Origin of the sequence: Hydrogenophaga sp. ZJX-1 (genome assembly GCF_048590325.1) — a bacterium.
Classification (GTDB): domain Bacteria; phylum Pseudomonadota; class Gammaproteobacteria; order Burkholderiales; family Burkholderiaceae_C; genus Hydrogenophaga.
The window spans coordinates 284120-310962 of the sequence record NZ_JBMBRA010000003.1; the positions used below are offsets into that span (position 1 = coordinate 284120).

At 64.5% G+C, this 26843-nt stretch carries 24 protein-coding genes and 1 tRNA gene; 11 read left to right on the forward strand and 14 right to left on the reverse strand.

Features of this window, described 5'->3' with window-relative positions; all coding sequences use genetic code 11:
- Positions 1-30 precede the first annotated feature (30 nt).
- From ureG to ACN5W5_RS10175, 4 genes are all read left to right on the forward strand, one after another.
- Positions 31-714, forward strand: a complete 684-nt coding sequence (ureG, locus tag ACN5W5_RS10160; protein WP_420048417.1) for an urease accessory protein UreG — start codon at positions 31-33, stop codon at positions 712-714.
- Positions 715-780: 66 nt separating this feature from the next.
- Positions 781-868, forward strand: a tRNA-Ser gene (locus ACN5W5_RS10165).
- Between the two features lie 298 nt (positions 869-1166).
- Positions 1167-2126 carry an RNA polymerase sigma factor RpoH gene (rpoH, locus tag ACN5W5_RS10170; RefSeq protein ID WP_420048418.1) on the forward strand — a complete coding sequence of 320 codons (960 nt, stop codon included), beginning with the start codon at positions 1167-1169 and terminating at the stop codon, positions 2124-2126.
- Between the two features lie 164 nt (positions 2127-2290).
- Positions 2291-4087: a sensor domain-containing diguanylate cyclase gene (locus ACN5W5_RS10175; protein ID WP_420048419.1), complete on the forward strand. Its 1797-nt coding sequence runs from the start codon at positions 2291-2293 to the stop codon at positions 4085-4087.
- Between the two features lie 113 nt (positions 4088-4200).
- On the opposite strand, the gene ACN5W5_RS10180 is transcribed toward ACN5W5_RS10175, so the two are convergent.
- The 10 genes from ACN5W5_RS10180 to ACN5W5_RS10225 all read right to left on the reverse strand — a co-directional run bounded on the left by ACN5W5_RS10180 (position 4201) and on the right by ACN5W5_RS10225 (position 15820).
- A complete protein-coding gene (locus tag ACN5W5_RS10180) occupies positions 4201-5238 on the reverse strand; it encodes a metallophosphoesterase (protein ID WP_420048420.1) in 1038 nt (345 codons plus the stop codon).
- 13 nt (positions 5239-5251) lie between these two features.
- Positions 5252-6799, reverse strand: coding sequence for a lysine--tRNA ligase (gene lysS, locus ACN5W5_RS10185; RefSeq protein ID WP_420048421.1), 1548 nt, complete (start codon positions 6797-6799; stop codon positions 5252-5254).
- Positions 6800-6869: 70 nt separating this feature from the next.
- Positions 6870-7586 (reverse strand): ABC transporter ATP-binding protein, encoded by a 717-nt coding sequence (locus ACN5W5_RS10190; protein ID WP_420048422.1) that lies wholly within the window; start codon positions 7584-7586, stop codon positions 6870-6872.
- A 12-nt stretch (positions 7587-7598) separates the two neighbouring features.
- Positions 7599-8369: an ABC transporter ATP-binding protein gene (locus tag ACN5W5_RS10195; protein ID WP_420048423.1), complete on the reverse strand. Its 771-nt coding sequence runs from the start codon at positions 8367-8369 to the stop codon at positions 7599-7601.
- 15 nt (positions 8370-8384) lie between these two features.
- Entirely contained in the window at positions 8385-9470 is a 1086-nt protein-coding gene (locus ACN5W5_RS10200; protein ID WP_420048424.1) for a branched-chain amino acid ABC transporter permease, read from the reverse strand.
- Positions 9471-9487: 17 nt separating this feature from the next.
- Entirely contained in the window at positions 9488-10417 is a 930-nt protein-coding gene (locus ACN5W5_RS10205) for a branched-chain amino acid ABC transporter permease (RefSeq protein WP_226463432.1), read from the reverse strand.
- A 227-nt stretch (positions 10418-10644) separates the two neighbouring features.
- Positions 10645-11940, reverse strand: coding sequence for a replication-associated recombination protein A (locus ACN5W5_RS10210; protein ID WP_420048425.1), 1296 nt, complete (start codon positions 11938-11940; stop codon positions 10645-10647).
- A gap of 28 nt (positions 11941-11968) precedes the next feature.
- Positions 11969-12619: an outer membrane lipoprotein chaperone LolA gene (gene lolA / locus ACN5W5_RS10215; RefSeq protein WP_420048426.1), complete on the reverse strand. Its 651-nt coding sequence runs from the start codon at positions 12617-12619 to the stop codon at positions 11969-11971.
- A 44-nt stretch (positions 12620-12663) separates the two neighbouring features.
- Entirely contained in the window at positions 12664-15018 is a 2355-nt protein-coding gene (locus ACN5W5_RS10220) for a DNA translocase FtsK (RefSeq protein WP_420048427.1), read from the reverse strand.
- Positions 15019-15145: 127 nt separating this feature from the next.
- A complete protein-coding gene (locus ACN5W5_RS10225) occupies positions 15146-15820 on the reverse strand; it encodes a Crp/Fnr family transcriptional regulator (protein ID WP_177136163.1) in 675 nt (224 codons plus the stop codon).
- Between the two features lie 159 nt (positions 15821-15979).
- On the opposite strand from ACN5W5_RS10225, the gene trxB reads away from it, so the two are divergent.
- The 3 genes from trxB (at position 15980) to rpmG (ending at position 17555) form a co-directional block, all read left to right on the forward strand.
- Entirely contained in the window at positions 15980-16927 is a 948-nt protein-coding gene (gene trxB, locus ACN5W5_RS10230) for a thioredoxin-disulfide reductase (protein ID WP_218179461.1), read from the forward strand.
- 211 nt (positions 16928-17138) lie between these two features.
- Positions 17139-17372: a 50S ribosomal protein L28 gene (gene rpmB / locus ACN5W5_RS10235; RefSeq protein ID WP_177136162.1), complete on the forward strand. Its 234-nt coding sequence runs from the start codon at positions 17139-17141 to the stop codon at positions 17370-17372.
- A gap of 12 nt (positions 17373-17384) precedes the next feature.
- Positions 17385-17555, forward strand: coding sequence for a 50S ribosomal protein L33 (gene rpmG / locus ACN5W5_RS10240; RefSeq protein ID WP_068173845.1), 171 nt, complete (start codon positions 17385-17387; stop codon positions 17553-17555).
- A 188-nt stretch (positions 17556-17743) separates the two neighbouring features.
- Here rpmG and ACN5W5_RS10245 read toward each other — a convergent pair whose 3' ends face one another.
- Both ACN5W5_RS10245 and ACN5W5_RS10250 read right to left on the reverse strand, forming a co-directional pair.
- A complete protein-coding gene (locus ACN5W5_RS10245; protein ID WP_420048428.1) occupies positions 17744-18970 on the reverse strand; it encodes a DesA family fatty acid desaturase in 1227 nt (408 codons plus the stop codon).
- 165 nt (positions 18971-19135) lie between these two features.
- A complete protein-coding gene (locus ACN5W5_RS10250) occupies positions 19136-20404 on the reverse strand; it encodes an RsmB/NOP family class I SAM-dependent RNA methyltransferase (RefSeq protein ID WP_420048429.1) in 1269 nt (422 codons plus the stop codon).
- A gap of 34 nt (positions 20405-20438) precedes the next feature.
- Between ACN5W5_RS10250 and ACN5W5_RS10255 the strand changes: the two genes are divergently transcribed.
- On the forward strand, positions 20439-22058 hold the full coding sequence (locus ACN5W5_RS10255) for a peptide chain release factor 3 (protein WP_420048430.1): 1620 nt from the start codon (positions 20439-20441) through the stop codon (positions 22056-22058).
- A 138-nt stretch (positions 22059-22196) separates the two neighbouring features.
- Here the strand turns inward: ACN5W5_RS10255 and purN are convergent, their stop codons facing one another.
- Positions 22197-22793: a phosphoribosylglycinamide formyltransferase gene (purN, locus tag ACN5W5_RS10260; RefSeq protein ID WP_420048431.1), complete on the reverse strand. Its 597-nt coding sequence runs from the start codon at positions 22791-22793 to the stop codon at positions 22197-22199.
- A 14-nt stretch (positions 22794-22807) separates the two neighbouring features.
- Here purN and ACN5W5_RS10265 point away from each other — a divergent pair, with 14 nt between their 5' ends.
- The 3 genes from ACN5W5_RS10265 to ACN5W5_RS10275 all read left to right on the forward strand — a co-directional run bounded on the left by ACN5W5_RS10265 (position 22808) and on the right by ACN5W5_RS10275 (position 25922).
- Positions 22808-23536, forward strand: a complete 729-nt coding sequence (locus tag ACN5W5_RS10265; protein ID WP_420048432.1) for a YceH family protein — start codon at positions 22808-22810, stop codon at positions 23534-23536.
- A 78-nt stretch (positions 23537-23614) separates the two neighbouring features.
- Positions 23615-24796, forward strand: a complete 1182-nt coding sequence (locus ACN5W5_RS10270; protein WP_420048433.1) for an acyl-CoA dehydrogenase family protein — start codon at positions 23615-23617, stop codon at positions 24794-24796.
- 10 nt (positions 24797-24806) lie between these two features.
- Positions 24807-25922, forward strand: a complete 1116-nt coding sequence (locus ACN5W5_RS10275; protein ID WP_420048434.1) for an acyl-CoA dehydrogenase family protein — start codon at positions 24807-24809, stop codon at positions 25920-25922.
- 353 nt (positions 25923-26275) lie between these two features.
- Here the strand turns inward: ACN5W5_RS10275 and ACN5W5_RS10280 are convergent, their stop codons facing one another.
- Positions 26276-26833: an HNH endonuclease gene (locus ACN5W5_RS10280; protein ID WP_420048435.1), complete on the reverse strand. Its 558-nt coding sequence runs from the start codon at positions 26831-26833 to the stop codon at positions 26276-26278.
- Positions 26834-26843: the final 10 nt, after the last annotated feature.

Sequence of the window (26843 nt, forward strand, 5' to 3'; positions counted from 1 at the left end):
CCTGTCGAAGCCCCCACCAAGGTACATCCCATGAGCGCCCTGCACCACATCCCGAACCGCACCAAGCACCTGCCCCCGCTGCGGGTGGGCATCGGTGGCCCCGTCGGGTCCGGCAAGACCACGTTGCTCGAAATGCTGTGCAAGGCCATGCGCGATCAATACGACCTGATCGCCATCACCAACGACATCTACACCAAGGAAGACCAGCGCCTGCTGACCGTCAGCGGCGCGCTGCCGGCGGACCGCATCATGGGCGTGGAAACCGGTGGCTGCCCGCACACCGCCATTCGCGAAGACTGTTCCATCAACCTCGAGGCCATCGACCGCATGCTGGCGGAACACCCCAATGCCGACATCGTGTTCGTGGAGAGCGGTGGCGACAACCTCGCCGCCACCTTCAGCCCCGAACTGAGCGACCTCACCATCTACGTGATCGACGTCGCCGCGGGCGAGAAGATTCCGCGCAAGGGCGGACCCGGCATCACCAAGAGCGACCTCTTTGTCATCAACAAGACCGACCTGGCCCCGCACGTGGGCGCCGACCTGGAGGTGATGAAGGCCGACACCGCCCGCATGCGGCCCGACAGCGCGCGCCGCCCCTGGGTCATGACCAACCTGAAGACGCTGGACGGCGTGGCCGAGGTGGTGCGCTTCATCGAAACCCGTGGCCTGCTGCACCAGAAAACACCGGCCAGCGAAACGACCACCGCCTGATTCCCGGGCTTGGGTCTGCGATCAGGCAGGCCACAGGCTAAAATCCCGGTCGCAACAACCGCAACCGGAGACTTGGGTGAGTGGTTTAAACCAGCAGTCTTGAAAACTGCCGACGGGCAACCGTCCGTGAGTTCGAATCTCACAGTCTCCGCCACCCGGCCTCACCTTCTGGGGCCGCCCGGGCAGTCCGATGCCACTGCCCTCACCGCCACCCGTCGCCGCATTGCCGCCGGCATCGCCTGCGGACCCGATGTTCCTGCCGCTCGACACGAGATGAAAGTTGTTTTTAATCAACGACTTACAAATGGACATCCCGGCTGAAGGCCCACTCTCGGGTGGTCTTCAGCCCCCGATAGCCCCCTGGCATCGAGGCCATGGAACTATTCAATTAGCACTCACTCATATGGAGTGCTAATATTTGAGAAAGACCAACCTGAGGAGGGTTCTTCTATATGACCACTGCACTACTTGCACCCAACGCCTTGCCATCCGCCACACTGGCCGTGGCCAGCCCGTGGGCGAGCCGTTCGCTGACGCTGCCCGCGGTGGGCAACCTGGACGCCTACATTTCGGCCGTCAACCGCATGCCGCTGTTGACGCTGGAAGAGGAACAGGGCGCTGCGCGCCGCCTGCGCGACCACAACGATATCGACGCCGCCGGGCAGCTAGTGATGTCGCACCTGCGGCTTGTGGTGTCGATTGCCCGTCAGTACCTGGGTTATGGGCTGCCGCACGGCGACCTGATCCAGGAGGGCAACGTCGGCCTGATGAAAGCGGTCAAGCGCTTCGATCCCGAACAGGGCGTGCGCCTGGTGAGCTACGCCATGCACTGGATCAAGGCCGAGATCCACGAGTACATCTTGAAGAACTGGCGCATGGTCAAGGTGGCGACCACCAAGGCCCAGCGCAAACTGTTTTTCAACCTGCGCTCGATGAAGCAGGGCTTCCGCGCCGAAGCGCTGGACGGCGACACGCACCGGGAAGCGTTTTCTGACGGCGAGGTGGACATGGTCGCTCGCGACCTCAAGGTCAAGCCGGAAGAAGTGCGCGAAATGGAAACGCGGCTTTCCGGCGGCGACGTGGTGCTGGACCCGAGCCCAGGCGATGACGGCGAAGACAGTTACGGCCCCATTGCTTTCCTGGCCGACGCGACGCACGAACCCACGGCGATGATCGAGTCGGCCCAACGCGACGTGCTGGCCACCGAAGGCATCGCCACCGCCATGAGCGAGCTCGACGACCGTTCGCGCCGCATCGTGACCGAGCGCTGGCTCAAGGTGAACGACGACGGCTCGGGTGGCATGACGCTGCACGAACTGGCGGCCGAATACGGGGTGAGCGCCGAGCGCGTGCGCCAGATCGAGGTTGCGGCCATGAAGAAGATGCGCAAGGCGCTGGCCGCTTTCGCCTGAAGCCAGCGGCGCCACGCTCACGCAAAGCCCTGGATGGCCACCGTGCCGTCCGGGGCTTTTTTCTGTCTGGCGCTGTGGTCAACCGGCTGCAACCGCGTCGATATGCAGTGGCTACGCCAACTTTGCACGTTGCGCACGTCCAGCCGCACGCCACAATCCGTGGCATGCCAACCCCGCTCCAGGCACATCTCACCTCCAGCGCCCCTCTTTCCAGACCGCGAGCCTGGTTGTTTCTGCTGGCCTGTCTGGTCTGGCTGGCGCTGTCGTCATCGGGCGGTGCCTTCGCTGCGCACACCCCCGGCAGCAGCTCCACCCCGGTGGTGGTGCTCAACGGCGAGCAGTCCAGCGTGCCGCTGGCGGGGCGCAGCACCTGGTGGGTGGATGCGTCGGGCCAAGCCAGCGTGCAGGAGGTCGCGCAGCGGTACGCTGAACTGCCCTTTGTGGTGCGCGACAGCCTGCACCGCGTGCGCCTCACCGGCGATGCGGCGCTGTGGGTGCGGTTCGAGGCCTGGACGCAAGACAGCCGTTCACACTGGGAGCTGGAGTTGGCCCGCTCGGGCACAGATCGCATCAGCCTGCACAACCAGCGCGCCGACGGCAGCTGGCTGGAACAGCACGCGGGCGACAGCGTGCCAGTGAAGGACTGGGCGTCGCCCGACCGCTATCCGGTGTTTGCGCTGGAACCCCGTGTGGACGGCCCGGTGACCTACTGGGTGCGGATCCAGCACGCGCGGGTCCCGTTTTCGGGTGAGCTGGTCGTGCACAGCCACAGCCGCTTGCGCGAGCAACGCATGGTGCAGCAGTTCCTGCTTGGTGGGTATTTTGGCATGGCCATGCTGCTGACAGCCATCGCGGTCGTCAACGGGCTGGTGTTCCGGGACACCAGCTTCGGGGCCTACGCCATCTACATCACCTTGCTCGGGCTGTCGCTGGCGGCGTCTCTGGGGGTCGGAGGTCAATTTCTGTGGCCCAACGCACCGCAGCTGAACGGTTCGGCCGAGTTTGTTCTGCTCCCGCTGGCGGCCGTCGCGGGCCTGCTATTTGTGCGCCATGTCGTGCAGCCACGCCGCATCGGCCGCTGGCTGGACCGCGTCTCGCTCGCGCTGGCGACCGTCTTGCTGGCGCTGGTGGTCTGGGACCAACTGGTGCTCGACCAATGGAGCTTTCAGGCCATCAACCTGGTTGGGTCGCTGACCATGACTGTGGTCTACGCCATGCTCTGGGCCGCCTGGCGCACCGGGGACCGCTGGGTGCGCTGGATCGCGCTGGGCGTCCTGCCGGTCCTGCTGGCCGGCGCGCTGCCGTTGCTGCGCAACTTCGGCCTGATGTCGTCGGGTTTTCTGTCCCAGTACGGCATGGTGATCGCCGCCGCCATCGAGGCCCCCCTGCTGATGTACGCGCTGCTGCAACGCTCGTCCATGCAACACGAGGCCCAGGCGCGAGCCAAGGCGCTCGCCCTGACGGAACCGCTCACCGGCCTGACCAACCGCCACAACTTCATGCTGCGCCTGCATGAGAGCCTGATCCGGTCCCAACGCTACCGCCACCACAGCGCGCTGCTGCTGATCGACCTGGACAACCACGCCTGGTTCGTGCAGGAGCACGGCCGCGAGGTGGCCGACCGCGCCCTGGTGCTTACCGGCTCGCTGCTGCGATCGGTCGCGCGCGATGTGGACACAGCCGCCCGGGTGGATGACCGCAGCTTTGCGCTGTTGATGGAAGGACCGGTCCGGTCGGCGCAGGCGGTAGCCGCGGCCACGAGCATCGTGGCGGGTGGCCTGCGCCCGTCTTCGCAACTGCCCGTGGGCACCACGCTGCGCTGCAAGGTGGTGGTGGCCCTGCTGCCCGAAGAGACGCTGGGTCTTCAGGAAAACGCCCAGGCACACCTGGACTGGCTGCGCATCACACTGGACGAGTTGAAGAACACCCCGCGCAAGAGCATCCAGACGCTGAACTGCTGAGGCCGCTCATGCCGTTTTGCACTCTGAGTGAGAACAAGGTGCGAAGCCGCAGACGGCTGCTTCAGCACGGCAAGGCTGAGCAACGCCGTTATCGCTTTGAAGGCAAATCGGTATCAGGGCTTGAGTTCGACCAGTTCGATGGTGGGCATCACGGCCAGACGTGCCGGCAAACCGATCGTCCCGATGCCAGGTGTGACCAGCAGCGTGCCCATCGGGGTGTTGTAGAGGCCGTTCCACCAGGGTTGCCGCGTGTTCGTGTTGCGCAGTACCCAGGGGGTGAGACCGGGAATCCAGATCTGTCCACCATGGGTGTGTCCGGCCAGCGAGAGGTGGGCCGCGCCCGGCGGCAGCAGCGCCACCGTGTCGGGCTGGTGGGTCAGCACCAGGCGGTTGCCCGGAGCGGTGGCCGATCCGGACGCCTCAGGCCAGAACGCGCGAATCTGCGCCTCGGGCCGGCCACCCCAGCCGTCGTCCAGACCCACCAGCTCCCAGCCTTTCCAGGCAACGCGCCGGCCTTCCAGCAGTTGCACGCCATGGGTCTGCAGCGCCTCGCGCAGCGGTTCGGTCAGGTCCGGCCCTGGCGCCTCGACATCGTGGTTGCCCAGCACGCCAAACACCGGATGACGGATGCCGGCCAGCGGGGCGAGACCGGTCTTCAGGTCCAAGGGAGGTTCATGGGTCCAGTCGCCGGCCACCAGCACCGCGTCCACCTCCAGCGCATTGAGCTGGCGCACCAGGCGTTCGAGCTGGTGATCGCGGAAGAACAGGCCCCAGTGGATGTCGGCGATGACCGCCAGGCGCACCGGCTGGGCGCCCGGGGGCAAGCCGGTGATCGTCGTCTGCCGCACCCGCGAAAGACCGGGTTCCACCAGCGAGGACCACAGGCCCACCATCACCAGCAAGGCCGCCACCCCGGCTTTCCAGCGCAGGAACCCGCGCCCGGTCACCGCGACCCCCACCAGGCCGATCAGCAGGAAAGGCCCGGCCAGCCGGGGCGCCCAGTAGAGCCAGAGCATCACCAGGTTGCGCAACCAGAATCCCGGCGTGTGCCAACGGTCCTGGTAGTCCCAGAGGCTGACGGCCAGCGCCAGCACCAGACCCAGCGCAAACAGCCGCCAGACCCAGCGCAGCGCCCGGCTCATGGGCGGCATGCCGGAGCCCGCGTCAGGCCTCGCGGCGCAGCGCAGGGAAGAGGATCACGTCGCGGATGCTGGGGCTGTCGGTCAGCAGCATCATCAGGCGGTCGATGCCGATGCCGCAGCCACCGGCCGGGGGCATGCCGTATTCGAGCGCGCGGATGAAGTCGGCGTCGTAGTACATCGCCTCTTCATCGCCGCCGTCCTTGGCCGACACCTGCGCGTGGAAGCGCGCGGCCTGGTCTTCGGCATCGTTCAGCTCGCTGAAGGCGTTGCCGAACTCGCGACCGGTGATGTAGAGCTCGAAGCGCTCGGTCACTTCCGGGCGGTCGTCGTTGGCGCGCGCCAGCGGCGAAATTTCCGTCGGGTGCTCCATGATGAAGGTCGGGTTCCAGAGCTTCTCTTCCACCGTTTCTTCAAAATACAGCACCTGCAGGCTCGCCAGGCTGCGGGTGCTGAGCTGGTGTTTCTGCTCCGACAGGCCCAGCTTCTTCAGCGCGGGAATCAGCCACTCGGCACTGTCCACGCCCTCGCCGGCTTCGGTGTATTTCAGGATCGCTTCGCGGATGGTCAGGCGTTCAAACGGCGAATACACGTCCACCGGCTTGCCGTTGTAGCTCAGCGGTGTGTCGCCGTGCACCTGTTTGACGACATGGCGGATCAGCTGCTCGTTGAAGTCCATCAGGTCCTGGTAGTTCCAGTAGGCCGCGTAGAACTCCATCATGGTGAACTCGGGGTTGTGGCGGACGCTGATGCCTTCGTTGCGGAAGTTGCGGTTGATCTCGAACACACGCTCAAAACCACCGACCAGCAGACGCTTCAGGTACAGCTCGGGCGCGATGCGCAGGAACATTTCCTGGTCGAGCGCGTTGTGGTGCGTCTTGAAGGGCTTGGCGTTGGCGCCGCCGGGAATGGGGTGCAGCATCGGCGTTTCCACTTCCAGAAAACCGTGGCTCACCATGAAGTCGCGGATGCTGGAGAGCGCGTGGCTGCGCGTGACGAAGCGCTTGCGCGCACTCTCGTCGGTCATCAGGTCCACATAGCGCTGGCGGTACTTGATTTCCTGGTCGTGGATGCCGTGGAACTTGTCGGGCAGCGGGCGCAGGCTCTTGGTGAGCAGACGGATCTTGTCGGCGTGGATGGTGAGCTCGCCGGTGCGGGTTCGCATGAGCACGCCTTCGGCCGCGATGATGTCGCCCAGGTCCCAATGCTTGAAGGTGTTGAGCGCCGCTTCCCCCACGCTGTCGGTGTTCAGGTAGATCTGGATGCGGCCGCCCGAGGGACCGAACGACGCGTCCTGCAGCGTCGCAAAGCTGGCCTTGCCCATGACGCGCTTGAGCATCATGCGGCCCGACACGCAGGCGCGCACCGGGTGGGCTTCCAGCGCTTCCTTGGTGGCCTCGCTGTGCGTGGCAAACAGGGCCTCGGCCTTGTCCACCGGCTTGAAGTCATTCGGGAACGCCACGCCCTCGCCGCGCTGCTGCGCCTCACGCAAGGCCTTGAGCTTCTCACGCCGCTCCGCAATCAGCTGGTTGTCGTCGGTGGCAGGGGTGGCGTGGGCGTGTTCGGTGGTCATGGTTTGGGCAAGAAAAAAACGGGTTGCGCCTGAAGAAGCGCAACCCGCTATTGTAAGTTTGTCGATGAACTCAATGCCCGAGGTATGCCTCGCGCACCTTGGGGTCCACCAGGAGGTCCTGTCCCGACCCGGTCATGGTGATCTCTCCGGAGTCCATCACGTAGCCGCGGTTGGCGATCTGCAGAGCGCGCTGGGCGTTCTGCTCGACCAGCAGGATGGTCACACCCTGGGCCGACACATCGCGCACCACCTCAAAGATCTTGTCGACCATGATGGGCGAGAGACCCATGGAGGGCTCGTCGAGCAGCAGCACCTTGGGCTGGCTCATCAGCGCGCGCGCCATCGCCAGCATCTGCTGTTCGCCGCCCGACATGGTGCCGGCCAGCTGGTCCTTGCGTTCTTTCAGGCGCGGGAAGATGCCAAACATGCGCTCGATGTCGTTGGCGATGCCCGCCTTGTCCTTGCGGATGTAGGCGCCCATCTGCAGGTTTTCCGTGATGGACATGCGGGTGAACACGCCGCGGCCTTCCGGCACCATGGCCAGGCCCTGTTTGACCAGGTCCCAGGCGCCCTTGCCCTTGATGCTCTTGCCCAGGTATTCGATGTCACCGCCTTCAAAGGCCAGCGAACCGGTCACGGCCTTCATGGTGGTGGTCTTGCCCGCGCCATTGGATCCGATGAGCGAGATCAGCTCGCCTTCCCGCACTTCCAGATCGACACCCTTGACGGCCTTGATGCCGCCGTAAGAGACCTTCAGGCCGCTGATTTTGAGTAGTGTGTTTGCCATGTTCTTGTGTCCTCAGCTGCCGCCCGTGCCCAGATAGGCCTCGATCACTTTGGGGTCCTTCTGCACATCGGCGGGCGTGCCCGAAGACAGTTGCTTGCCGTAGTCGAGCACGGTCACGCGGTCACACAGGCCCATGACCAGCTTCACGTCGTGTTCGATCAGCAGGATGGTGCGGTTGTCCTTGCGAATGCGGTCGATCAGTTCGCGCAGCAACACCTTTTCGGTGGCGTTCATGCCGGCGGCCGGCTCGTCCAGCGCGATCAGCTGCGGATCGGTGGCCAGCGCGCGCGCGATCTCCAGACGACGCTGGTCGCCGTAGCTCAGGGTGCGCGACTTGTAGTCGGCGAATTTTCCGATGCCCACGTAGTCGAGCAGTTCGCGGGCGCGGGCCGTGATCTCAGCCTCTTCACGCTTGAAACCCGGCGTGCGGAACACCGCACCGATCAGACCGGAGTGGGTGCGCACATGGCGGCCCACCATCACGTTTTCCAATGCCGTCATTTCCGCAAACAGGCGGATGTTCTGGAAGGTGCGTGCGATACCGGCCTTGGCCACCTCGTGCACGGCCGAGGGCGTATAGGGTTTGCCGGCCAGTTCAAACGTGCCACTGTCGGGCGTGTACAGCCCGGTCAACACGTTGAAAAAGGTGGTCTTGCCCGCCCCGTTGGGGCCGATCAGGCCATAGACCTGACCGCGCTGGATTTCAATGCCGACATCGCTCAGGGCCTGCAGGCCACCGAAGCGTTTGGAGACGTTGGCGACTTTGAGAATGGTTTCAGACATGCGTGTTCTCTCCGCTCATTTCGCCAGCGATTTGCCATGCTCCGGCGAAGGCCACAGGCCCTTCGGACGGATCAGCATCACCACCACCATGGCCAGCGCAATCAGCAACTGGCGCAGAATTTCAGGGCCCAGTCGACCACCGGTCCACTCGGTCAGCGGCCCGGCCACGTGGCGCAGCACTTCGGGCAGGCCGGCCAGCAACAGGGCGCCCAGAATGACGCCAGGGATGTGGCCGATACCGCCCACCACCACCATGGCCACCACCATCACCGACTCCATCAGCGAGAAGGACTCGGGCGACACGAAGCGCTGGAATGAAGCGAACAGCACGCCCGAGACACCGCCAAACGTTGCGCCCATGCCAAAGGCCAGCAGTTTGAGGTTGCGGGTGTTCAGGCCCATGGCCTTGGCCGCGATCTCGTCTTCACGGATGGCCATCCAGGCGCGGCCGATACGCGAGTCCTGCAGGCGGTAGGAAAGGATCACCGCACCGACGACGAAAAACATGAACAGGTAGTAATACAGCGTGACCGGCTGGAAGGTGTAGTCGCCAATGGTCAGGCGTTTGCCCAGGTCCAGGCCAAACACCGAAATGGTGTCGATCTGGCTGATGCCCTTGGGGCCGTTGGTGATGTTCACCGGGCGGTCCATGTTGAGCAGGAAGATGCGGATGATCTCGCCAAAGCCCAGCGTGATGATGGCCAGGTAGTCACCGCGCAACTTGAGCGTGGGCGCGCCCAGGATGATGCCGACGAAGCCCGCGATCGCCGCAGCCAGGATCATCACCAGCCAGATGCTGATGTGGATGCCGTTGGGGAACATGGCTGCGATGGCCGGGAAGGTGTCGGTGAGGTGGGGCGAACCCACCAGCGCGAAGATATAGCCTCCCACGGCGAAGAAGGCGATGTAGCCCAGGTCGAGCAGGCCCGCGTAGCCGACCACGATGTTCAGGCCCAGCGCCAGCAGCACATAGAGCAGCGCGATGTCGACAATGCGCACCCAGGAGTTGCTCCCGGTCGATTGCAGCAGGATGGGCAGCAGCAGCAACGCGGCAGCGCCCAGCAGGTAGGCGATGAGTTTTCCGGATTTGGTGTTCATCATGATGTGTTCCTTGGCCCTCAGGCCCGGTCGGCCACACGCTCGCCGAGCAGACCGGACGGACGCAGCGTCAGCACCAGGGCCAGCACGATGAAGGCGAAGATGTCGGTGTACTGGCTGCCCAGCACACCACCGGTCAGCTGGCCCAGGTAACCCGCGCCCAGCGACTCGATCAGACCCAGCGCCACACCACCCACCACCGCACCCGCGAGGTTGCCGATGCCGCCCATGACCGCGGCCACGAAGGCCTTCAGGCCGGGCATGAAGCCCATGGCGTGCTGCACCGTGCCGTAGTTCGAGGCCCACATCACGCCGGCGATGGCCGCGAGCATGGCGCCGATGATGAAGGTGGCGGAGATCACCACGTCGGGCTTGATGCCCATGAGGGCGGCCACACGCGGGTTCTCGGCCGTGGCGCGCATGGCGCGGCCCAGGTTGGTGCGGTTGACCAGCCACATGAGGAACGCCAGCGTGATGACCGTCGTGGCCAGGATCGTGATCTGAGTCACCGAGATCACGGCGCCCCCGAACTCGATCGGCTCACGCGAAAGGGTCGAGGGGTACGACTTCGGATTCGGCGCCCAGATGATCATGGCAAAGGTCTGCAAAAGCAGCGACATGCCGATGGCGGTGATCAGGGGCGCAAGCCGCGGTGAGTTGCGCAGTGGCCGATAGGCCAGCTTCTCGATCGCGTAGTTGAGGGCTCCACAGACCACCATGGCGATCAGCGTGGCCACCAGCAACAGCAGCCAGCCCGGCATGTCCGCCCAGGCGCTCGACATCCAGCCGATCAGCGTCCAGCTGGTGAGCGCACCCACCATGAGCACGTCACCGTGCGCAAAGTTGATCAGGCCGATGATGCCGTACACCATGGTGTACCCCAGCGCCACCAGCGCATACATACTGCCCAGAACCAGACCATTGATGATCTGCTGCAGCAAAACGTCCATACAAACTTCTCCGTGTTTTTTCCAGCCGGGCGGGTGCCCGGTCTGTCTGCCTTGAGTTAGCAAAAAACCCGCCAGGCTCGACCTTGGAACAGGACAGACTGCGGGTTGGTGGGCGGATTGTAGCTAGGCGTTTCAGAGGGCCAGATGCGTGTAAGCCCTTATGCGGCGCGGGTTTACCCTGATTTTTGATTTCCCGGCACGGCTGCATCAGCGCGATTCGCGCTTCATTAGTTATTTTGATTGTTCAGTTTTTTGAGTTCGCGCAGCTTATCGGCGATGCGAATCTCGAGCCCACGCTCCACCGGACGGTAAAAATCAGGCGCGGCCATGCCTTCGGGCAGGTAGCGTTCGCCCGCGGCGAAGCCGCCCGCCTCATCGTGGGCGTACCGGTAGCCTTTTCCATAGTCCAGCGCCTTCATGAGCTTGGTGGGTGCATTGCGAAGGTGCATGGGCACCGGTCGCGTGCCGTCTTTCTTCACAAAGGCCTTGGCTTCGTTGAAGGCCTTGTAGACCGCGTTGGACTTGGGCGCCACGGCCAGGTAGACCACACATTCGGCCAGCGCCAGCTCACCTTCTGGCGTGCCCAGGCGCTCGTACACCTCGGCCGCGTCCAGCGCCAGACGCAGCGCGCGCGGATCGGCCAGGCCAATGTCTTCACTGGCCATGCGGATGAAACGGCGCGCCATGTAGCGCGGATCGGCACCACCGTCGAGCATGCGCACGAACCAGTAGAGCGCGGCGTCCGGGTCGGATCCGCGCACGCTTTTGTGCAGCGCGCTGATGGTGTCGTAGAACTGCTCGCCACCTTTGTCGTAGCGGCGCATGCGTTCACCCAGCACACGCATCAGCCAGGCATCCGTCACCTCGGCGAGTTTTTCGCGCGTGGCCGCCACCGCCAGCGTCTCCAGCGTGTTGAGCAGGCGACGGGCATCGCCGTCGGCGTAGGCGATCAGGCGGTCCGCCGCAGCGGCTTCGACCGCGGGCACCGCCCCGATGCCTTGCGCCCGGGTGATGAGCTGGCGCAAGTCGTCCTCGCCCAGCGGCTGCAGCACGTAGACCGCCGCGCGTGACAGCAGCGCCGAGTTGACCTCGAACGAGGGGTTCTCGGTGGTCGCACCGATGAAGGTGAACAGCCCGCTTTCCACGTGCGGCAGAAAGGCGTCCTGCTGGCTCTTGTTGAAACGGTGCACCTCGTCGACAAACACGATGGTGTGCTGCGCATGAAGCCCATCGCGCGCGATCTGCGCCTGCTCCACCGCCTCCCGGATGTCTTTCACGCCGCCCAGCACCGCGCTGATGGTGATGAACTGCGCGTCAAAGGCGTCCGCCATCAAGCGGGCGATGGTGGTCTTGCCCACGCCGGGTGGGCCCCAGAGGATGCAGCTGTGCGGCTGGCCCGACTCAAACGCGAGCCGCAGTGCCATGCCCTCGCCCAGCAGGTGCTGCTGCCCGATCACCTCGGCGAGCGTGCGCGGGCGCAGGCGCTCGGCCAATGGCGTGTGCGGCGCGGCGGGTGAACTCAAGGCGTCGTTTCCATCGCAGAGGGCGCTCTCAGGGCCGGATCACGTCGGCACCGGCTGGCGGCTGGAAGCGAAACCGCTCAGCCTTCAGCGGCGCGTTGTCCTGCCACTGGTTGAACGTCAGCACCGAGCGCTGGCCCAGGCTGTCGGCGATCTCCAGCGCCGCGAGCTGACCAGCGCGGAATCCCACCCGCACGCTCTGCAACTGCCCGTCCTTGTTGCGCGGTCGGGCTTCCAGCCATTCAAGTCCATCCGCAGCGGGCGCAGCCTTGAGTTCAAACACCTCGGACAGGGCACGCAGGTCGGTGCCCGCCGCGATCAACGCCGCGGGCGTGCTGCCCAGCACGTCCTGCTGCTTGCGCGCAGTCACCTGGTTCAGGTCCACGTCGTACAGCCACAGCGTCTCGCCATCGGCCACGATGGTCTGCTCAAACGGTTTCGTGTACTCGAAGCGGAAACGGTTCGGGCGCAGGAACTCGAAACGCCCGCTGGACGTCTTGCGGCGCGCCACGGTTTCGCCGTTGCGCACCGGGGAGGTCACCACCTGAGTGAAGCCGGCTTGCGCACTGCCCACCTGGCGCAGGAACTGCTCCAGGTCTTTCAGGCCGTCGGCCTGAGCGGGCAGGGCCGCGAATGTCAGCGCAGTGACCGCGGTCACCGTTGAAAGCAATTTTTTGATCATGTGGGATGGGACCCGGCCACGGCCACAAGGTTCAGGCCCGTGCATCATTCGCTGCGCGAGGGCACCAGAATATCGCGTTGACCACTGGAAGTCAGTGCACTGACCATGCCGGCTTTTTCCATGTCTTCGAGCAGGCGCGCGGCGCGGTTGTAGCCGATCTTCAGCTTGCGTTGCACGTAGGAGATGCTGGCCTTGCGATCCTTCAGCACGATCTCCACCGCCTGGTCGTACAGCGCATCTTTTTCACTGCCGTCGCCGCCGCCTTCGCCAAACATGTCGCCGCCCTCGCCATCGCTCGCAGGGCCTTCCAGCACGCCGTCGATGTAGTTGGGTTCGCCGCCCTGCTCTTTCAGATAGGCCACCACGCGGTGCACCTCGTCGTCACTCACAAAAGCGCCGTGCACCCGCACCGGGAAGCCGGTGCCGGAAGGCATGTAAAGCATGTCGCCCATGCCCAGCAGGCTCTCGGCGCCCATCTGGTCGAGGATGGTGCGGCTGTCGATCTTGCTGCTGACCTGGAACGACAGGCGGGTGGGAATGTTGGCCTTGATCAGACCGGTGATCACGTCCACGCTGGGCCGCTGCGTCGCCAGAATCAGGTGGATGCCGGCGGCACGCGCCTTTTGCGCCAGGCGGGCGATCAGTTCCTCGATCTTCTTGCCCACCACCATCATCAGGTCGGCCAGTTCGTCGATCACGACCACGATGTAGGGCAGGCGCTCCAGCGGCTCGGGCTGTTCGGGGGTGAGGCTGAACGGGTTGCCGATGATTTCGCCGCGCGCATTGGCCTCGTCGATCTTGGTGTTGAAGCCCGCGAGGTTGCGCACGCCGAGCTTGCTCATGAGCTTGTAGCGCTTCTCCATCTCGGCCACGCACCAGTTCAGGCCGTTGGCCGCGTGCTTCATGTCGGTGACCACGGGCGCGAGCAGGTGCGGAATGCCCTCGTAGACGCTCATCTCCAGCATCTTGGGATCGATCAGCAAGAGGCGCACATCCTTGGCATCGGCCTTGTAAAGCAGCGACAGGATCATGGCGTTGATACCGACCGATTTGCCCGAACCGGTGGTGCCGGCCACCAGGCAGTGTGGCATCTTGGCCAGATCGGCCACGATGGGCTGGCCACCGATGTCCTTGCCCAGGCCCATGGTCAGCAGCGACTTGGCGTCGTTGTAGACCGGCGAGCCCAGGATTTCGCTGAGCTTGATCATCTGCCGCTTGGCGTTGGGCAGCTCCAGCGCCATCAGGTTCTTGCCCGGAATGGTCTCGATCACACGAATCGACACCAGCGACAAGGAACGGGCCAGATCACGCCCCAGGTTCACGATCTGAGAACCTTTGACGCCCGTGGCCGGTTCGATCTCGTAGCGGGTGATCACCGGGCCGGGCGCTGCAGCCACCACGCGCACGTCGACGCCAAAGTCCTTGAGCTTCTTCTCGATCAGGCGGCTGGTCATCTCCAGCGTCTGGCTGTCCACGCCGGCCTGGTGCAGCGGCGCGCTGTCCAGCAGGTCCACCTGTGGCAGCTTGCTGTCGGGCATTTCGACGAACAGCGGCTTTTGCCGTTCCTTGGCCACGCGCTCACTTTTCGGCACGTCCACCAGGGTGGGCTCGATCAGGACCGGGGTGGGGTGGTGCTCTTCGCTCTCGACACGCTCGACCTTGACCACTTCTTCGCGCTCTCGCGCAGCCACCTCCCCGATGCGCTGGTCTTCGACCGCCTCGCGTTTCTCGCGGCGCGATTCAAACCAGTTGTCCAGCCAGGCGCCCAGGTGCTCGGCCCATTGGCCCCAGGAGAACCGGAACACCCTGGGCAGGCAGATCACGAGCAGCGCCAACATGCCCAGCGCCGAACCGGTGAAACCGAGCCAGTGCACCGCAACAGGGCCGAGCGCATGACCGAGCACGCCACCCGCCGTTCCTGGCAGGTGCGGCTCCAGCCGGTACAGCCGGCTCCACTCCAGAACCACACTGGCGCTCAGCAAGACCAGCAACGCTAGCACGTAGGCAAGACGACGCGCCCAAGGCGTTTGCCACCAGCGCACAGCCCCGTGTTCATCCCGCGAAACTGCCTGGGCTTGCTGGCCACGCAAGCGCCCTGCCAACGCCGACAGCCAGGCCCGCAAGCCGGCGAAAAAGCACCACCAGACCGACCAGCCCAACAGGTAGTAGCTCGCATCGGCCAGCAGCGCACCCAACTGGCCGCCCCAGTTGCCCACTTCGGGCCGCGACCCTGTCGTGCTCCAGGCCGGATCGACCAGCGAATGGCTCAACAACGCAAGCAGCCAGAAGGCCAGCGCCGCGGCGCCCACCACCAGCCCGATTTCCTGCGTGAAACGGGCCACACCACCAGGCGTGGCTTGGGCCCGATCGGTGTTCAGTGTGTTGAGTGAATAGGTCATGGTCCTCGCTGCGGTTCGGCAGCAAGCTTACCCCAAGGCCACACGAGACAGGCGCCGGAAAACCGGTAACACGTGTAGCGCTGGCGAGGAGAACCCGGGGCCGCGACCAGCGCGGCCACGCCGGACTTCAGCCCAGCGAGCTGAGCCGTTCCTTGATCACGGTAGCACCGTCTTCGCCCACTTCGATGAAGCCCCGGTCCTCCAGGTCTTTCATGACCCGGCTGACCATTTCTCGCGATGCGCCGATCATCTTGGCCACATCCTGGCGAGACACCCGCTCCCGAATCACGAGCTGCCCGTCCTTGTCAGGCCGCGCAAACTCCAGCAAGGCCCGGGCGACGCGACCGTAGACATCCATCAACGCCAGCGACTCGATCTTGCGGTCGGCGTGGCGCAGGCGCTGCACCAGTCCTTTCATCACGGCGTAGGCCATGGAGGTGTTCTCGGGCAGGCAACGGGCGAATTCAGGGCGCCCCAGGATCAGGACGTCGGTCTGCACCTCGGCACGCACCGTGGCCGAATGCGGCTGGTTGTCGATCAGACTCATCTCGCCCACATAGTCGCCCGGGTTCATGGTGGCCAGGATGACCTCCCGGCCACGGGCATCGGTGGTCACCACGCGGGCACGCCCCGTCAGCACGATGGCCAGAAAATTGGACTTCTTGCCCTGTTCAACGATGCACTCTCCGCGCTTGAAACGCCGTTTGGTGACCGCATCTGCGACGGACTCGGCCTGCGCCTGCGTCAGCGTGGAAAACAGCGGGACCCGGCGAATCAAATCCAGATTGGACAGGATGGACATGCGTATATACCTCTGGTCAGACTGCTGCCGCAGCGCTCTTCCATACAATGCTTCGAGTAGCCGATCGCCCACCTGGCCAACGGCGCCAGGCCCCGAACGCAACACAGCATTTCTCGACTCTAAACCACACAACCCCACTCCCTGATGGGAATTTGCACCATGAAGCACACCAAAGTACTTATTCTAGGTTCCGGCCCCGCGGGCTACACCGCTGCAGTGTATGCGGCACGTGCCAACCTGAATCCGGTGCTCATCACCGGGATTGCCCAGGGTGGCCAGCTCATGACCACCACCGACGTGGACAACTGGCCCGCCGACGTGGACGGCATTCAGGGCCCTGAGCTGATGCAGCGCTTCCAGGCCCACGCCGAACGCTTCAAGACCGAGATCGTGTTCGATCACATCAATGCGGTCGACTTTTCCAAGCGGCCTTTTGTGCTCAAGGGCGACAGTGGTGAATACAGCTGCGATGCGCTGATCATCGCCACCGGCGCCTCGGCCAAGTACCTGGGCCTGCCCTCTGAAGAAGCCTTCATGGGCAAGGGCGTGTCGGGTTGCGCTACCTGTGACGGCTTTTTCTACCGCGAGCAAGACGTGGCAGTCGTGGGCGGCGGCAACACCGCCGTCGAAGAAGCCCTGTATCTGTCCAATATCGCCCGCAAGGTCACCCTGGTGCACCGCCGCGACACCTTCAAGGCCGAACCCATCCTGGTCGACAAGCTGATGGAGAAGGTCGCTGCGGGCAAGATCGAGCTCAAAACCCATTTCACGCTCGACGAGGTGCTGGGTGACCAGAGCGGCGTGACCGGCGTGCGCCTGAAAAGTGTGAAAACCGGCGAGACCGAAGACCTCGTGCTCAAGGGCTGTTTCATCGCCATCGGCCACAGTCCCAACACCGATATCTTCAAAGGCCAACTCGAGATGCAAGACGGCTACATCGTCACGCAATCCGGGCTGAAAGGCATGGCCACCATGACCAGCGTGCCCGGTGTTTTCGCTGCGGGTGACGTGCAGGACCATGTGTACCGCCAGGCCATCACCAGTGCCGGCACCGGCTGCATGGCGGCCCTCGACGCCCAGCGTTTTCTGGAGCAAAACGAGGCCTGAGCGCTTCCCGCCGGGCGGCGCTGGCCGAACCAGCCTGCCCGCGCTATAATTCAAGGCTTTGCTGCGATTGGCCAGTTCTGGTCATGCGCAGCAAGTTCGGGTTACCGCCACCCTTTTCTGGCGAGGTGAGGCTGGGTTGCCAGATGCGGAACGGGAATACCGTCTCCAGCGTCCTGCGTGACCAGCTGTTTAGAAGTATCGGAGTGTCCTCATGGCACGCGTCTGCGACGTCACGGGCAAGAAGCCCATGGTCGGGAACAATGTTTCCCACGCCAACAACAAAACCAAGCGCCGGTTCCTGCCGAACCTGCAATACCGCCGTTTCTGGGTCGAAAGCGAAAACCGCTGGATTCGCCTGCGCGTGTCGGGCGCTGCCCTGCGCCTGATCGACAAAAACGGCATCGATGCCGTGCTCGCAGACCTGCGCGCACGCGGCCAAGCTTAAGGAGCACGCACCATGGCAACCAAAGGCGGACGCGAAAAGATCAAGCTGGAATCCACTGCGGGTACCGGCCACTTCTACACCACGACCAAAAACAAGAAGACCACGCCCGAGAAGATGCTGATCAAGAAATTTGATCCCAAAGCTCGCAAGCACGTGGACTACAAGGAAATCAAGCTGAAGTAATTCAGCCGGTTCCCCCAACAAAAAAGCCGCTGTGAAAACAGCGGCTTTTTTGTTGCCGACCCAGAAGGCACAACCATATTTCCGGAGCGCAGTGCCTAACCCAGAACGCCGCGGAACCGGCTACGCCGGGCCGCCAGCGTTGCCCCCTTGAGGGGGTCGCGCGCAGCGCGTCGGGGGTGGGTCAAATCCTATGCGTGCGCGGAGCGCAGGCGAATCGAGAAGTCCCGCAGCGCCGCAATGCCGCTTTCCTCCGCCCGGCGGCACCAGGCCTGCAGGTCGCCGGCCAGTTGCTCACGGGTGGCGTTCGTGCTGGACCACAGGGCGCGAAGCTCTTCGCGCATGGTGACCATCTTGTCGAGCACCGGGTGTTCCGCCCGTGCCAGGGCCAGTTGTGGCTTGATGTCCGCGGGCACCTTGTCGTCATCACGGTGCAGCCAGCGGCGGGCCGCATCCAGCACCGAAGCGTCGGCGCTGCGGGCCTTCAGGCCTTCGACTTCACGCTGGCAGGCGGCACGCATCTCACGCGCGTAACCGGCCATCACCTCGTAGCGGTTGGCGATGATGGCTTCCAGGGTCTTTTCGTCGGCCACGGGCTTCACGTCGCCAAACGCCATCCTGGGCGGCAGCTTCTTCACGGTGGCCAGTCCAGCCGACTGCAGGATGGTGATGTACATCCAGCCAATGTCGAACTCGTAAGGCTTGACCGACAGCTTGGCCGACGTCGGGTAGGTGTGGTGGTTGTTGTGCAGCTCCTCGCCACCAATGAGGATGCCCCAGGGTGACACGTTGGTGCTGGCGTCGGTGGCTTCAAAGTTGCGGTAACCCCACCAGTGGCCGATGCCGTTGATGATGCCGGCGGCGGTGATCGGGATCCACATCATCTGCAAGGCCCAGACCGACACCCCCAGCACGCCGAACAGCGCGACGTTGATGATCAGCATGAGACTCACACCCAGGCGCGAGCGACCGGTGTAGAAGTGCCGCTCCACCCAGTCGTCCGGCGTGTTGTGGCCATAACGGTCCAGGGTTTCCTGGTTCTTGGCTTCTGCGCGGTAAAGCTCGCTGCCTTCGAAGAACACCTTCTTGATACCGAAGACCACCGGACTGTGCGGGTCGCCTTCGCGCTCGCATTTGGCATGGTGCTTGCGGTGGATCGCCGTCCACTCCTTGGTCACCATGCCGGTGGTCATCCAGAGCCAGAAGCGGAAAAAGTGCGAGGGAATGGGGTGCAGGTCCAGCGAACGGTGCGCCGAGTGGCGGTGCAGGTAGATCGTGACGCTGGCAATGGTGATGTGGGTGAACACCAGAGCGACCAGCAGCACCTGCCACCAGGCGGCACCGGTCAGACCATGGGCCAGGAACTGGATCAGGCCATCCCACAAACTGGAAAAAAAATCGGAGTCAGAAGCAAACATCAAGGTCCTATTCAACCGCCCACGAAGGCGACAGACTGCCAAACGCCCTGTCCAAGACAGGTTCGCGGCAACTTCTCATTTTAAATCGGAGGGTGCAAATCAACAATCGCCCGGCAGAGCCCTGTGAGGGAACTGCTCAGGCGAAATAGCTCATTTGCCGGGCTTTCAGCCCTTTTTCCGCCAGACGGCAGCAAAAAATCCATCCGTTGCATGCCGATGCGGCCACAAACGGAGCCATTGCCCATCCTCACCCTGGCACAGGCTGTCTGCCTGAGGCACCTGAGCCAGGGCCAGCAGGCCTGCCACCGGCACGGGCTCAAAGTCCTTGTGGGCCTCTGAAAAGGCCGCGGCAACCACTTCGTTCTCTGCCGGCAGCAGGCTGCAGGTGGCATACACCAGCCGCCCGCCCGGCTTGAGCAACCGGGCCGCGCTGTTCAGAATGGCCTGCTGGAGCTCAGCCTGTGCCGCCACCGTCTGCGGCGTCTGGCGCCACTTCAGGTCGGGGCTGCGGCGCAGCGTACCCAGCCCTGAACAGGGCGCATCAACCAGTACGCGATCGATCTTCCCGGCTAGGCGTTTGATGCGGTCATCGCGTTCGTGCGCAATCGCCACCGGGTGCACATTGGACAAGCCGCTGCGCGCCAGCCGCGGCTTGAGCGCATCCAGCCGATGGCCGGAGGTGTCGAAGGCGTAGAGCCGGCCGCTGTTGCGCATGGCCGCGCCGATGGCCAGCGTCTTGCCACCGGCGCCGGCACAGAAGTCCACCACCATCTCGCCCCGTTTGGCATCCAGCAGCAGGGCCAGCAGCTGCGAACCTTCGTCCTGCACCTCCACGTCGCCCTGCACAAAGGCGGGCAGTTTGGCCAGCGAAGGTTTTCCCTGCAGGCGGATGCCCAACGGCGAGTAGGCCGTGGGCTCACACACCAGACCGGCCTGGCGCAACTCGGCCAACACCGCTTCGCGCTTCTTCTTGAGCACATTGACGCGCAGGTCCAGCGGCGCGGGCTGGTTCAGGCTCGCCACCAGCGCGTCGAACTCGTCGCCCACCTGATCACCCAGCGCCGTGGCCAGCCAGTCGGGCAGGTTGTGGCGGTGCTGCGCCATGAGGTCGGCATCTTTCACCGCCAGGCAGTGGTCCCACCAGGTCTTTTCCACCTCGGTCAATGCACTCTTGAGAAAGTCGCGGTCGCCTGGAAAGCCCAGAATAGCCAGGCGCCGCCATTTGGAGCCGGTGCCGGAGCGGGCCAGCCATTCGAACTTCAGGCGCTCGCGCAGGATGGCGTACACCGTGTCCGACAGCGTGGCGCGCTCGCGAGGGCCAAGCGACCGGTTCTCGCGGAAATGGCGCGCGACCACGGCGTCGGTGGGGTGGTCAAATTTGAAAACCTGTTCGATCAGGGCGGAACATTCGTCCAGGAGGGCTTTGGGGTGCATGGCTCTATTGTCCCACCCGCGATAATCATGGGCTATGTCCGAAATTGCCCAACAGGTGAAGCGTCGCCGCACCTTCGCCATCATCTCCCACCCCGACGCGGGTAAAACCACCCTGACCGAGAAGCTGCTGCTGTTCTCGGGCGCCATCAACATCGCTGGCTCGGTGAAGGCGCGCAAGGCTGCGCGCCACGCCACCTCCGACTGGATGGAGATCGAAAAGCAGCGCGGCATTTCCGTGGCGTCGTCCGTGATGCAGATGGAATACCGCGACTGCGTGATCAACCTGCTCGACACGCCGGGTCACCAGGACTTCTCTGAAGACACCTACCGCGTGCTGACCGCCGTGGACGCCGCACTGATGGTGATCGACGCCGGCAACGGCGTGGAACCGCAGACCCGGCGCCTGCTGCAGGTCTGCCGCGCGCGCAACACGCCCATCCTGACCTTCGTCAACAAGATGGACCGCGAGGTGCAGGCGCCTCTGGACCTGATGGACGAAATCGAGCGCGAGCTGGGGATGACGGTCGTGCCGTTCACCTGGCCGGTGGGCATGGGAAAGACCTTCCGAGGCGTGTACGACCGCCGCACCGACCAGATGCGCGTGTTTGCCGCGGGCGAAGACCGCCGTGGCGGTGACGAAGACGTGTTGTCCGGGCTGGACAACCCCGAAAGCCTGAAGCGTTTTGGCGCGGAGTTCGAACAAGCCAAAGGCGAACTGGAACTGGTCGAGGGCGCTTCGCCCGCGTTCGACGAAGAACAGTTTCTGGCGGGCAAACAGACGCCCATGCTGTTCGGTTCGGCGGTCAACAACTTCGGCGTGCGCGAAGTGCTGGACGCGCTGGTGGACCTGGCGCCGCCCCCGGGCGACCGCCCCGCTATCCAGCGTGTGGTGCACCCCGAAGAGCCGAAATTCACCGGCGTGGTGTTCAAGATCCAGGCCAACATGGACCCGGCGCACCGCGACCGCATCGCCTTCGTGCGTGTGGCCAGCGGCCACTTTGAACGCGGCATGAAGCTCAGGGTGGTGCGCAGCGGCAAGGACCTGCGGCCCAATACCGTGGTGAGCTTTTTGTCGCAGCGGCGCGAGCTGCTGGACGAGGCGTTTGCCGGCGACATCATCGGCATCCCGAACCATGGCGTGCTGCAGCTCGGCGACACCTTGACGGAGGGTGAAAGCCTGCAGTTCACCGGTCTGCCCTTCTTCGCGCCGGAAATCATCCGCAGCGTGGAAGTGGCCGATCCGCTGCGCAGCAAGCAGCTGCGCGCGGGCCTCACCCAGCTGGGTGAAGAAGGCGCGATCCAGGTGTTCCGCCCGGTGGCTGGCTCGGTGCTGTTGCTCGGCGCCGTGGGCCAGTTGCAGTTTGAAGTGGTGGCGCATCGGCTGGAACACGAATACGGCGTCAAGGCACGCATCATGAACAGCCCCTACCAGGTGGCTCGCTGGGTGACCTGTGCGCCCGAAGACGGTGGCGAGATCGAACTCAAGAAGTTCATCGACGCCAACAGCCACCGTGTGGCCCTGGACGCGGTGGACGCGCCCACCCTGCTGGTGGACCACGCGGCCACGCTGCGCGCCGTGGAGGCCAACTGGCCGAAGATCAAGTTCCACGCGATGCGCGAGCACGCGGGGCTGGTGTTTCAAAAAGCCATGTAACCCCAGAAACAGGACCCACCCCTGCGTCGCACCTACGGCGCGTCACCCCCTCAAGGGGGCAACGCGAGCGGCCCGGCAGAGCCGGTTCCGCCGCGTTCTGGGCTGACTGCCCTTCGCTGTTCTGCCGGAATGCCTGACCTATGCCGTTTGCGCCAACAAGCGTTCGATTGCTTGCGGGTAAATAATATGCTCCTGCGTCAACACGCGCTCGGCCAGCGTTTTCGCCGTGTCGCCCGGCAGCACCGGCACCACGGCCTGGTCGAGGATGTCGCCGTGGTCGAGCTCGGACGTGACGCGGTGCACGGTGGCGCCGGCGAATCTGCAGCCCATGTCGATGGCGCGCTGGTGGGTGTTCAGGCCGGTGAAAGCGGGCAGCAGGCTGGGGTGGATGTTGATCAGCCGGTCTTCATAGTGCCGGACGAACCCGGGCGTGAGGATGCGCATGAAGCCGGCCAGCACCACCAGTGCCGGATCGTGGCGGTCGATTTCGGTCATCAGCGCGGCATCGAAGGCCTCCCGCGATGCAAACTCCTTGTGATCCAGGACCGCGGTGGGAATGTGGTGCTCGCGGGCAACGCCCAAGCCGCCCGCCTCGGCCTTGTTGCTGATGACGGCCGCCACGCGGGCGCCGTACCGATCACCCCAGTGACGCCGCTCGGCGGCCTTGACGATGGCGGCCATGTTCGAGCCGCTGCCTGAGATCAGAATGACGATGTTTTTATGAACGGCTGACATGGCCACGAAGTGTAATGACCCTGGAACACCCAACCTCTCCCGCCGGTCCCCGCGTGCACCGCTTTGACCTGCGCCCCCTGTCCATCGCCGAGGCCCGTGTCCTGGGGACCTTGATGGAAAAGGCGCGCACCGTGCCCGACAGCTACCCGCTGACGCTCAACAGCCTGCAGAGCGGCTGCAACCAGAAGTCGAGCCGGGAGCCGGTGCTCTCGCTGACCGAGGGTGAAATCGGCGAGGCCATCGACGGCTTGCGTCAGCTGCACATGCTGGTGGAGACCAGCGGTGGCCGCGTCACGCGCTACGAACACAACTTCCAGCGCGCCGTGGGCGTGCCCGAACAGTCCGCTGTGCTGCTGGGCATGTTGGTGCTGCGCGGGCCTCAGACCGCGGGCGAGCTGCGCCTGAACACCGAGCGCTGGTACAAGTTCCTCGACATCGCCTCGGTGGACGCGTTCCTTGAAGAGCTGCAGGACCGTTCACCTGAAAAGGGCGGTGCGCTGGTGGTGAAGCTGCCGCGCGCGCCAGGCGCCCGGGAACAGCGCTGGGCCCACCTGCTCTGCGGCCCCGTGGACGTGAACGCGCTGAGTGCTCCCGCCAGCCACAGCGGCGGCGGCGCCACCGAAGACGAAGTGATCGCCCTCACACGTCGTGTGGCCAGTCTGGAGGAGACGGTGGAGCATCTGCGGGCCCAGCTGCAAAACCTGCACGAGCAACTCGGCTTGTCGCAGCCCGGACAGGGATAAAACGAACGGTCGTGCCAAACTGTGCGCCGTTGAGCGAGAACCCACCACCTGGGCCGCGCCACACACAAGGAGACAAGCATGGATTTGGCATTCACGCCCCAGGAACAGGCGTTTCGCGAAGAAGTTCGCGCCTGGGTCAAGGACAACCTGCCCGCCGACATCGCCCACAAGGTCCACAACGCCCTGCGCCTGAGCCGCGACGACATGCAGCGCTGGGCCAAGATTCTGGGCAAGAAGGGTTGGCTGGGTTACGGCTGGCCGCAGCAGTTCGGTGGCCCGGGCTGGACCGCGGTGCAGAAACACCTGTTTGAAGAAGAATGCGCGCTGGCCGGCGCGCCGCGCATCGTGCCCTTCGGCCCGGTGATGGTGGCGCCGGTCATCATGGCCTTCGGCAACAAGGAGCAGCAGGAGCGCTTCCTGCCCGGCATCGCCAGCGGTGAGGTCTGGTGGAGTCAGGGCTACAGCGAGCCGGGCTCGGGCTCGGATCTGGCCTCGGTCAAGACCCGCGCCGAACGCCAGGGCGACCACTACCTCGTCAACGGCCAGAAGACCTGGACCACGCTGGGCCAGTACGGCGAATGGATCTTCTGCCTGGTGCGCACCAGCACCGAGGGCAAGCCGCAGACCGGCATCAGCTTCCTGCTGATCGACATGAAGTCGCCGGGGGTGAGCGTGCGCCCGATCAAGCTGCTCGACGGCGAGTGCGAAGTCAACGAGGTGTTCTTCGACAACGTCAAGGTGCCAGTGGAAAACCTGATCGGCGAGGAGAACAAGGGCTGGACCTATGCCAAGCACCTGCTCTCGCATGAGCGCACCAACATCGCCGACGTGAACCGCGCCAAGCGCGAGCTGGAGCGACTGAAGCGCATCGCCAAGGCCGAAGGGGTCTGGGACGACAGCCGTTTCCGCGACCAGATCGCGCTGCTGGAGGTGGACGTGGTGGCCCTGGAGATGCTGGTGCTGCGCGTGCTGAGCGCCGAGAAGTCGGGCAAGAACTCGCTCGACATCGCCGGACTGCTCAAGATCAAGGGCAGCGAAATCCAGCAACGTTACGCCGAGCTGATGATGCTGGCCGCCGGCCCCTTTGCCACGCCCTTCATCGAAGAAGCCATGGAAGCCGGCTGGCAGGGCGACTTCCCGGGTGGCGAGGTGGGCAACGCGCCCCTCGCTTCCACCTACTTCAACCTGCGCAAGACCACCATCTACGGCGGTTCGAACGAAGTGCAGCGCAACATCGTGGCCCAGACGGTCCTTGGTTAAGGAGACAGACATGGATTTCGATTTCAGTGACGACCAGGAACAGCTGCGCGACGCCGTCCGCAAGTGGGTGGACAAGGGTTACGACTTCGAGCGCCGACGCGCCATCGTCAAGGCCGGTGGCTTTCACCGCAGTGCCTACAACGAGCTGGCCGAACTGGGCCTGGCCGGCCTGTACATCAGCGAAGCCGATGGCGGCCTGGGCATGGGCCCGGTCGAGGGCATGGTGGTGATGGAGGAGCTGGGCCGCGGTATCGTGCTGGAGCCGCTGGCGCAGACGCTGATCTCGGGTGGCGTGATCGGTGGCTACGCCGGCGCGGACGTCAAGGCCGCCTGGCTGCCGAAGATCGCCTCGGGCGAGGCACTGGTGGTACTGGCGCAGCAGGAGCGCGGTGCGCGCTACCGGCTGGATGCCTGCAAGACCACCGCCACCCCGGCCGGCAGTGGCTGGACGGTGAGCGGCGCCAAGAGCGTGGTGCCCGCCGGTGACCAGGCCGACGCCTTCATCGTGCCCGCCATGGCCAACGGGCAGATCGCCTTGTTCCTGGTGGAACGCCGTGCTGCCGGCGTGAGCACCCAGGGCTACGGCACGCAGGATGGCGGTCGTGCGGCCGAAGTGAACCTGAAAAACACACCCGCCAGCCTGATCACCACCGACGGCCTGGCCGCGCTGGAACACGCGGTGGACATCGGCATCGCGGCTGTTTGCGCCGAGGCCGTGGGCGTGATGGACAAGACCGTGGCGCTGACCGTGGAATACATGAACACGCGCAAGCAGTTTGGCGTGGCGATCGCGAGCTTCCAGGCGCTGCGCCACCGCGTGGCCGACATGAAGATGCAGCTGGAGCTGGCGCGCTCCATGAGCTTCTACGCCAGCCTGAAGCTGAACGCCCCGGCGACCGAGCGCCGCCGCGCGATGGCTCGCGCCAAGGTGCAGCTGGGTCATTCGATGCGCTTCGTGGGCCAGCAGTCGGTGCAGCTGCACGGCGGCATCGGCGTGACCGACGAGTACATCGGCAGCCACTATTTCAAGAAGCTGACCCAGCTGGAGTTGACCTTTGGCGACACGCTGCACCACCTGGGTGAGGTGTCGGCGCGGATGGAGGACACGGCGGGGGTGTTTGCCTGAGTGTTCTGCTGTTGTCTATTCTGGAGGCCCCGCTTTGCGGGGCATTTTTTTCGCTCTAAGGTTTCTGCTGGATCGGTGAGATGCCAGGCCTTACTCCGCTCATGTCCCCCGGTGCCGCTGCGCGGCCCCTCCTCCTTTACTTCGCTGCGCAAGACCTGACACCTCGCCGATCCGCCGACACGTGTGCGCTCCACCGCTGGCACGCCCGGGCGGTCGCGGCCTGAGGGCGCTGGGTGAGTGACGCAGCGAAGTAAAGGAGGATGCAAGGGCGCAGCCCTTGGCGGGGGACATGAGCGTAGTTACTCACCCAGCGCCCTCAGGCCATCGAAGAAGCACAAGCAAGCCCAACAGAGTCAGGCGTGAAGACGGGACGTCTTGGGCAGATGAGACATCAGGAACTCCATCTGGTCCGCCAGGATGCGGCGGTTGCGCAGGATGAAGTCTTCCCACAGGCTGGGCACGTAAGGTGCGTAGATCAGCGGCATGTGGGCCTGCTCGGGCGTCCGGTTGCCTTTGCGGTGGTTGCACGACTTGCAGGCCGTCACCACGTTCATCCAGATGTCCAAACCACGCTGGCCCAGCGGCACGATGTGCTCGCGCGTCAGGTCATCTTCGTGGAAGCGCTCACCGCAGTAACCACACAGGCAACGGTCGCGTGAAAACAGCTTGCTGTTGGTGAGCGAGGGACGCAGGCCAAACGGGTTGATGCGTGGCACGCCCTGGGTGCCGATGATGGAATTGACGGTGATGATCGACTGCCGCCCGGTGACGGCGTTGTGACCGCCGTGAAACACCGCGACCTCGGCCCCCATTTCCCAGCGCACCTCATCCGCGGCATAGTGCAGCACCGCTTCTTCCAGGCTGATCCAGGACTGGGGCAGCCCCTGCGCAGACAACTTCAAGACCTTCAAGACCCACCTC

Coding starts and splice junctions, on each gene's coding strand:
- ureG (WP_420048417.1), top strand. CDS start 31: ATGAGCGCCCTGCACCACATCCCGAACCGCACCAAGCACCTGCCCCCG.
- rpoH (WP_420048418.1), top strand. CDS start 1,167: ATGACCACTGCACTACTTGCACCCAACGCCTTGCCATCCGCCACACTG.
- ACN5W5_RS10175 (WP_420048419.1), top strand. CDS start 2,291: ATGCCAACCCCGCTCCAGGCACATCTCACCTCCAGCGCCCCTCTTTCC.
- ACN5W5_RS10180 (WP_420048420.1), bottom strand. CDS start 5,238: ATGCCGCCCATGAGCCGGGCGCTGCGCTGGGTCTGGCGGCTGTTTGCG.
- lysS (WP_420048421.1), bottom strand. CDS start 6,799: ATGACCACCGAACACGCCCACGCCACCCCTGCCACCGACGACAACCAG.
- ACN5W5_RS10190 (WP_420048422.1), bottom strand. CDS start 7,586: ATGGCAAACACACTACTCAAAATCAGCGGCCTGAAGGTCTCTTACGGC.
- ACN5W5_RS10195 (WP_420048423.1), bottom strand. CDS start 8,369: ATGTCTGAAACCATTCTCAAAGTCGCCAACGTCTCCAAACGCTTCGGT.
- ACN5W5_RS10200 (WP_420048424.1), bottom strand. CDS start 9,470: ATGATGAACACCAAATCCGGAAAACTCATCGCCTACCTGCTGGGCGCT.
- ACN5W5_RS10205 (WP_226463432.1), bottom strand. CDS start 10,417: ATGGACGTTTTGCTGCAGCAGATCATCAATGGTCTGGTTCTGGGCAGT.
- lolA (WP_420048426.1), bottom strand. CDS start 12,619: ATGATCAAAAAATTGCTTTCAACGGTGACCGCGGTCACTGCGCTGACA.
- ACN5W5_RS10220 (WP_420048427.1), bottom strand. CDS start 15,018: ATGACCTATTCACTCAACACACTGAACACCGATCGGGCCCAAGCCACG.
- ACN5W5_RS10225 (WP_177136163.1), bottom strand. CDS start 15,820: ATGTCCATCCTGTCCAATCTGGATTTGATTCGCCGGGTCCCGCTGTTT.
- trxB (WP_218179461.1), top strand. CDS start 15,980: ATGAAGCACACCAAAGTACTTATTCTAGGTTCCGGCCCCGCGGGCTAC.
- rpmB (WP_177136162.1), top strand. CDS start 17,139: ATGGCACGCGTCTGCGACGTCACGGGCAAGAAGCCCATGGTCGGGAAC.
- rpmG (WP_068173845.1), top strand. CDS start 17,385: ATGGCAACCAAAGGCGGACGCGAAAAGATCAAGCTGGAATCCACTGCG.
- ACN5W5_RS10245 (WP_420048428.1), bottom strand. CDS start 18,970: ATGTTTGCTTCTGACTCCGATTTTTTTTCCAGTTTGTGGGATGGCCTG.
- ACN5W5_RS10250 (WP_420048429.1), bottom strand. CDS start 20,404: ATGCACCCCAAAGCCCTCCTGGACGAATGTTCCGCCCTGATCGAACAG.
- ACN5W5_RS10255 (WP_420048430.1), top strand. CDS start 20,439: ATGTCCGAAATTGCCCAACAGGTGAAGCGTCGCCGCACCTTCGCCATC.
- purN (WP_420048431.1), bottom strand. CDS start 22,793: ATGTCAGCCGTTCATAAAAACATCGTCATTCTGATCTCAGGCAGCGGC.
- ACN5W5_RS10265 (WP_420048432.1), top strand. CDS start 22,808: ATGACCCTGGAACACCCAACCTCTCCCGCCGGTCCCCGCGTGCACCGC.
- ACN5W5_RS10270 (WP_420048433.1), top strand. CDS start 23,615: ATGGATTTGGCATTCACGCCCCAGGAACAGGCGTTTCGCGAAGAAGTT.
- ACN5W5_RS10275 (WP_420048434.1), top strand. CDS start 24,807: ATGGATTTCGATTTCAGTGACGACCAGGAACAGCTGCGCGACGCCGTC.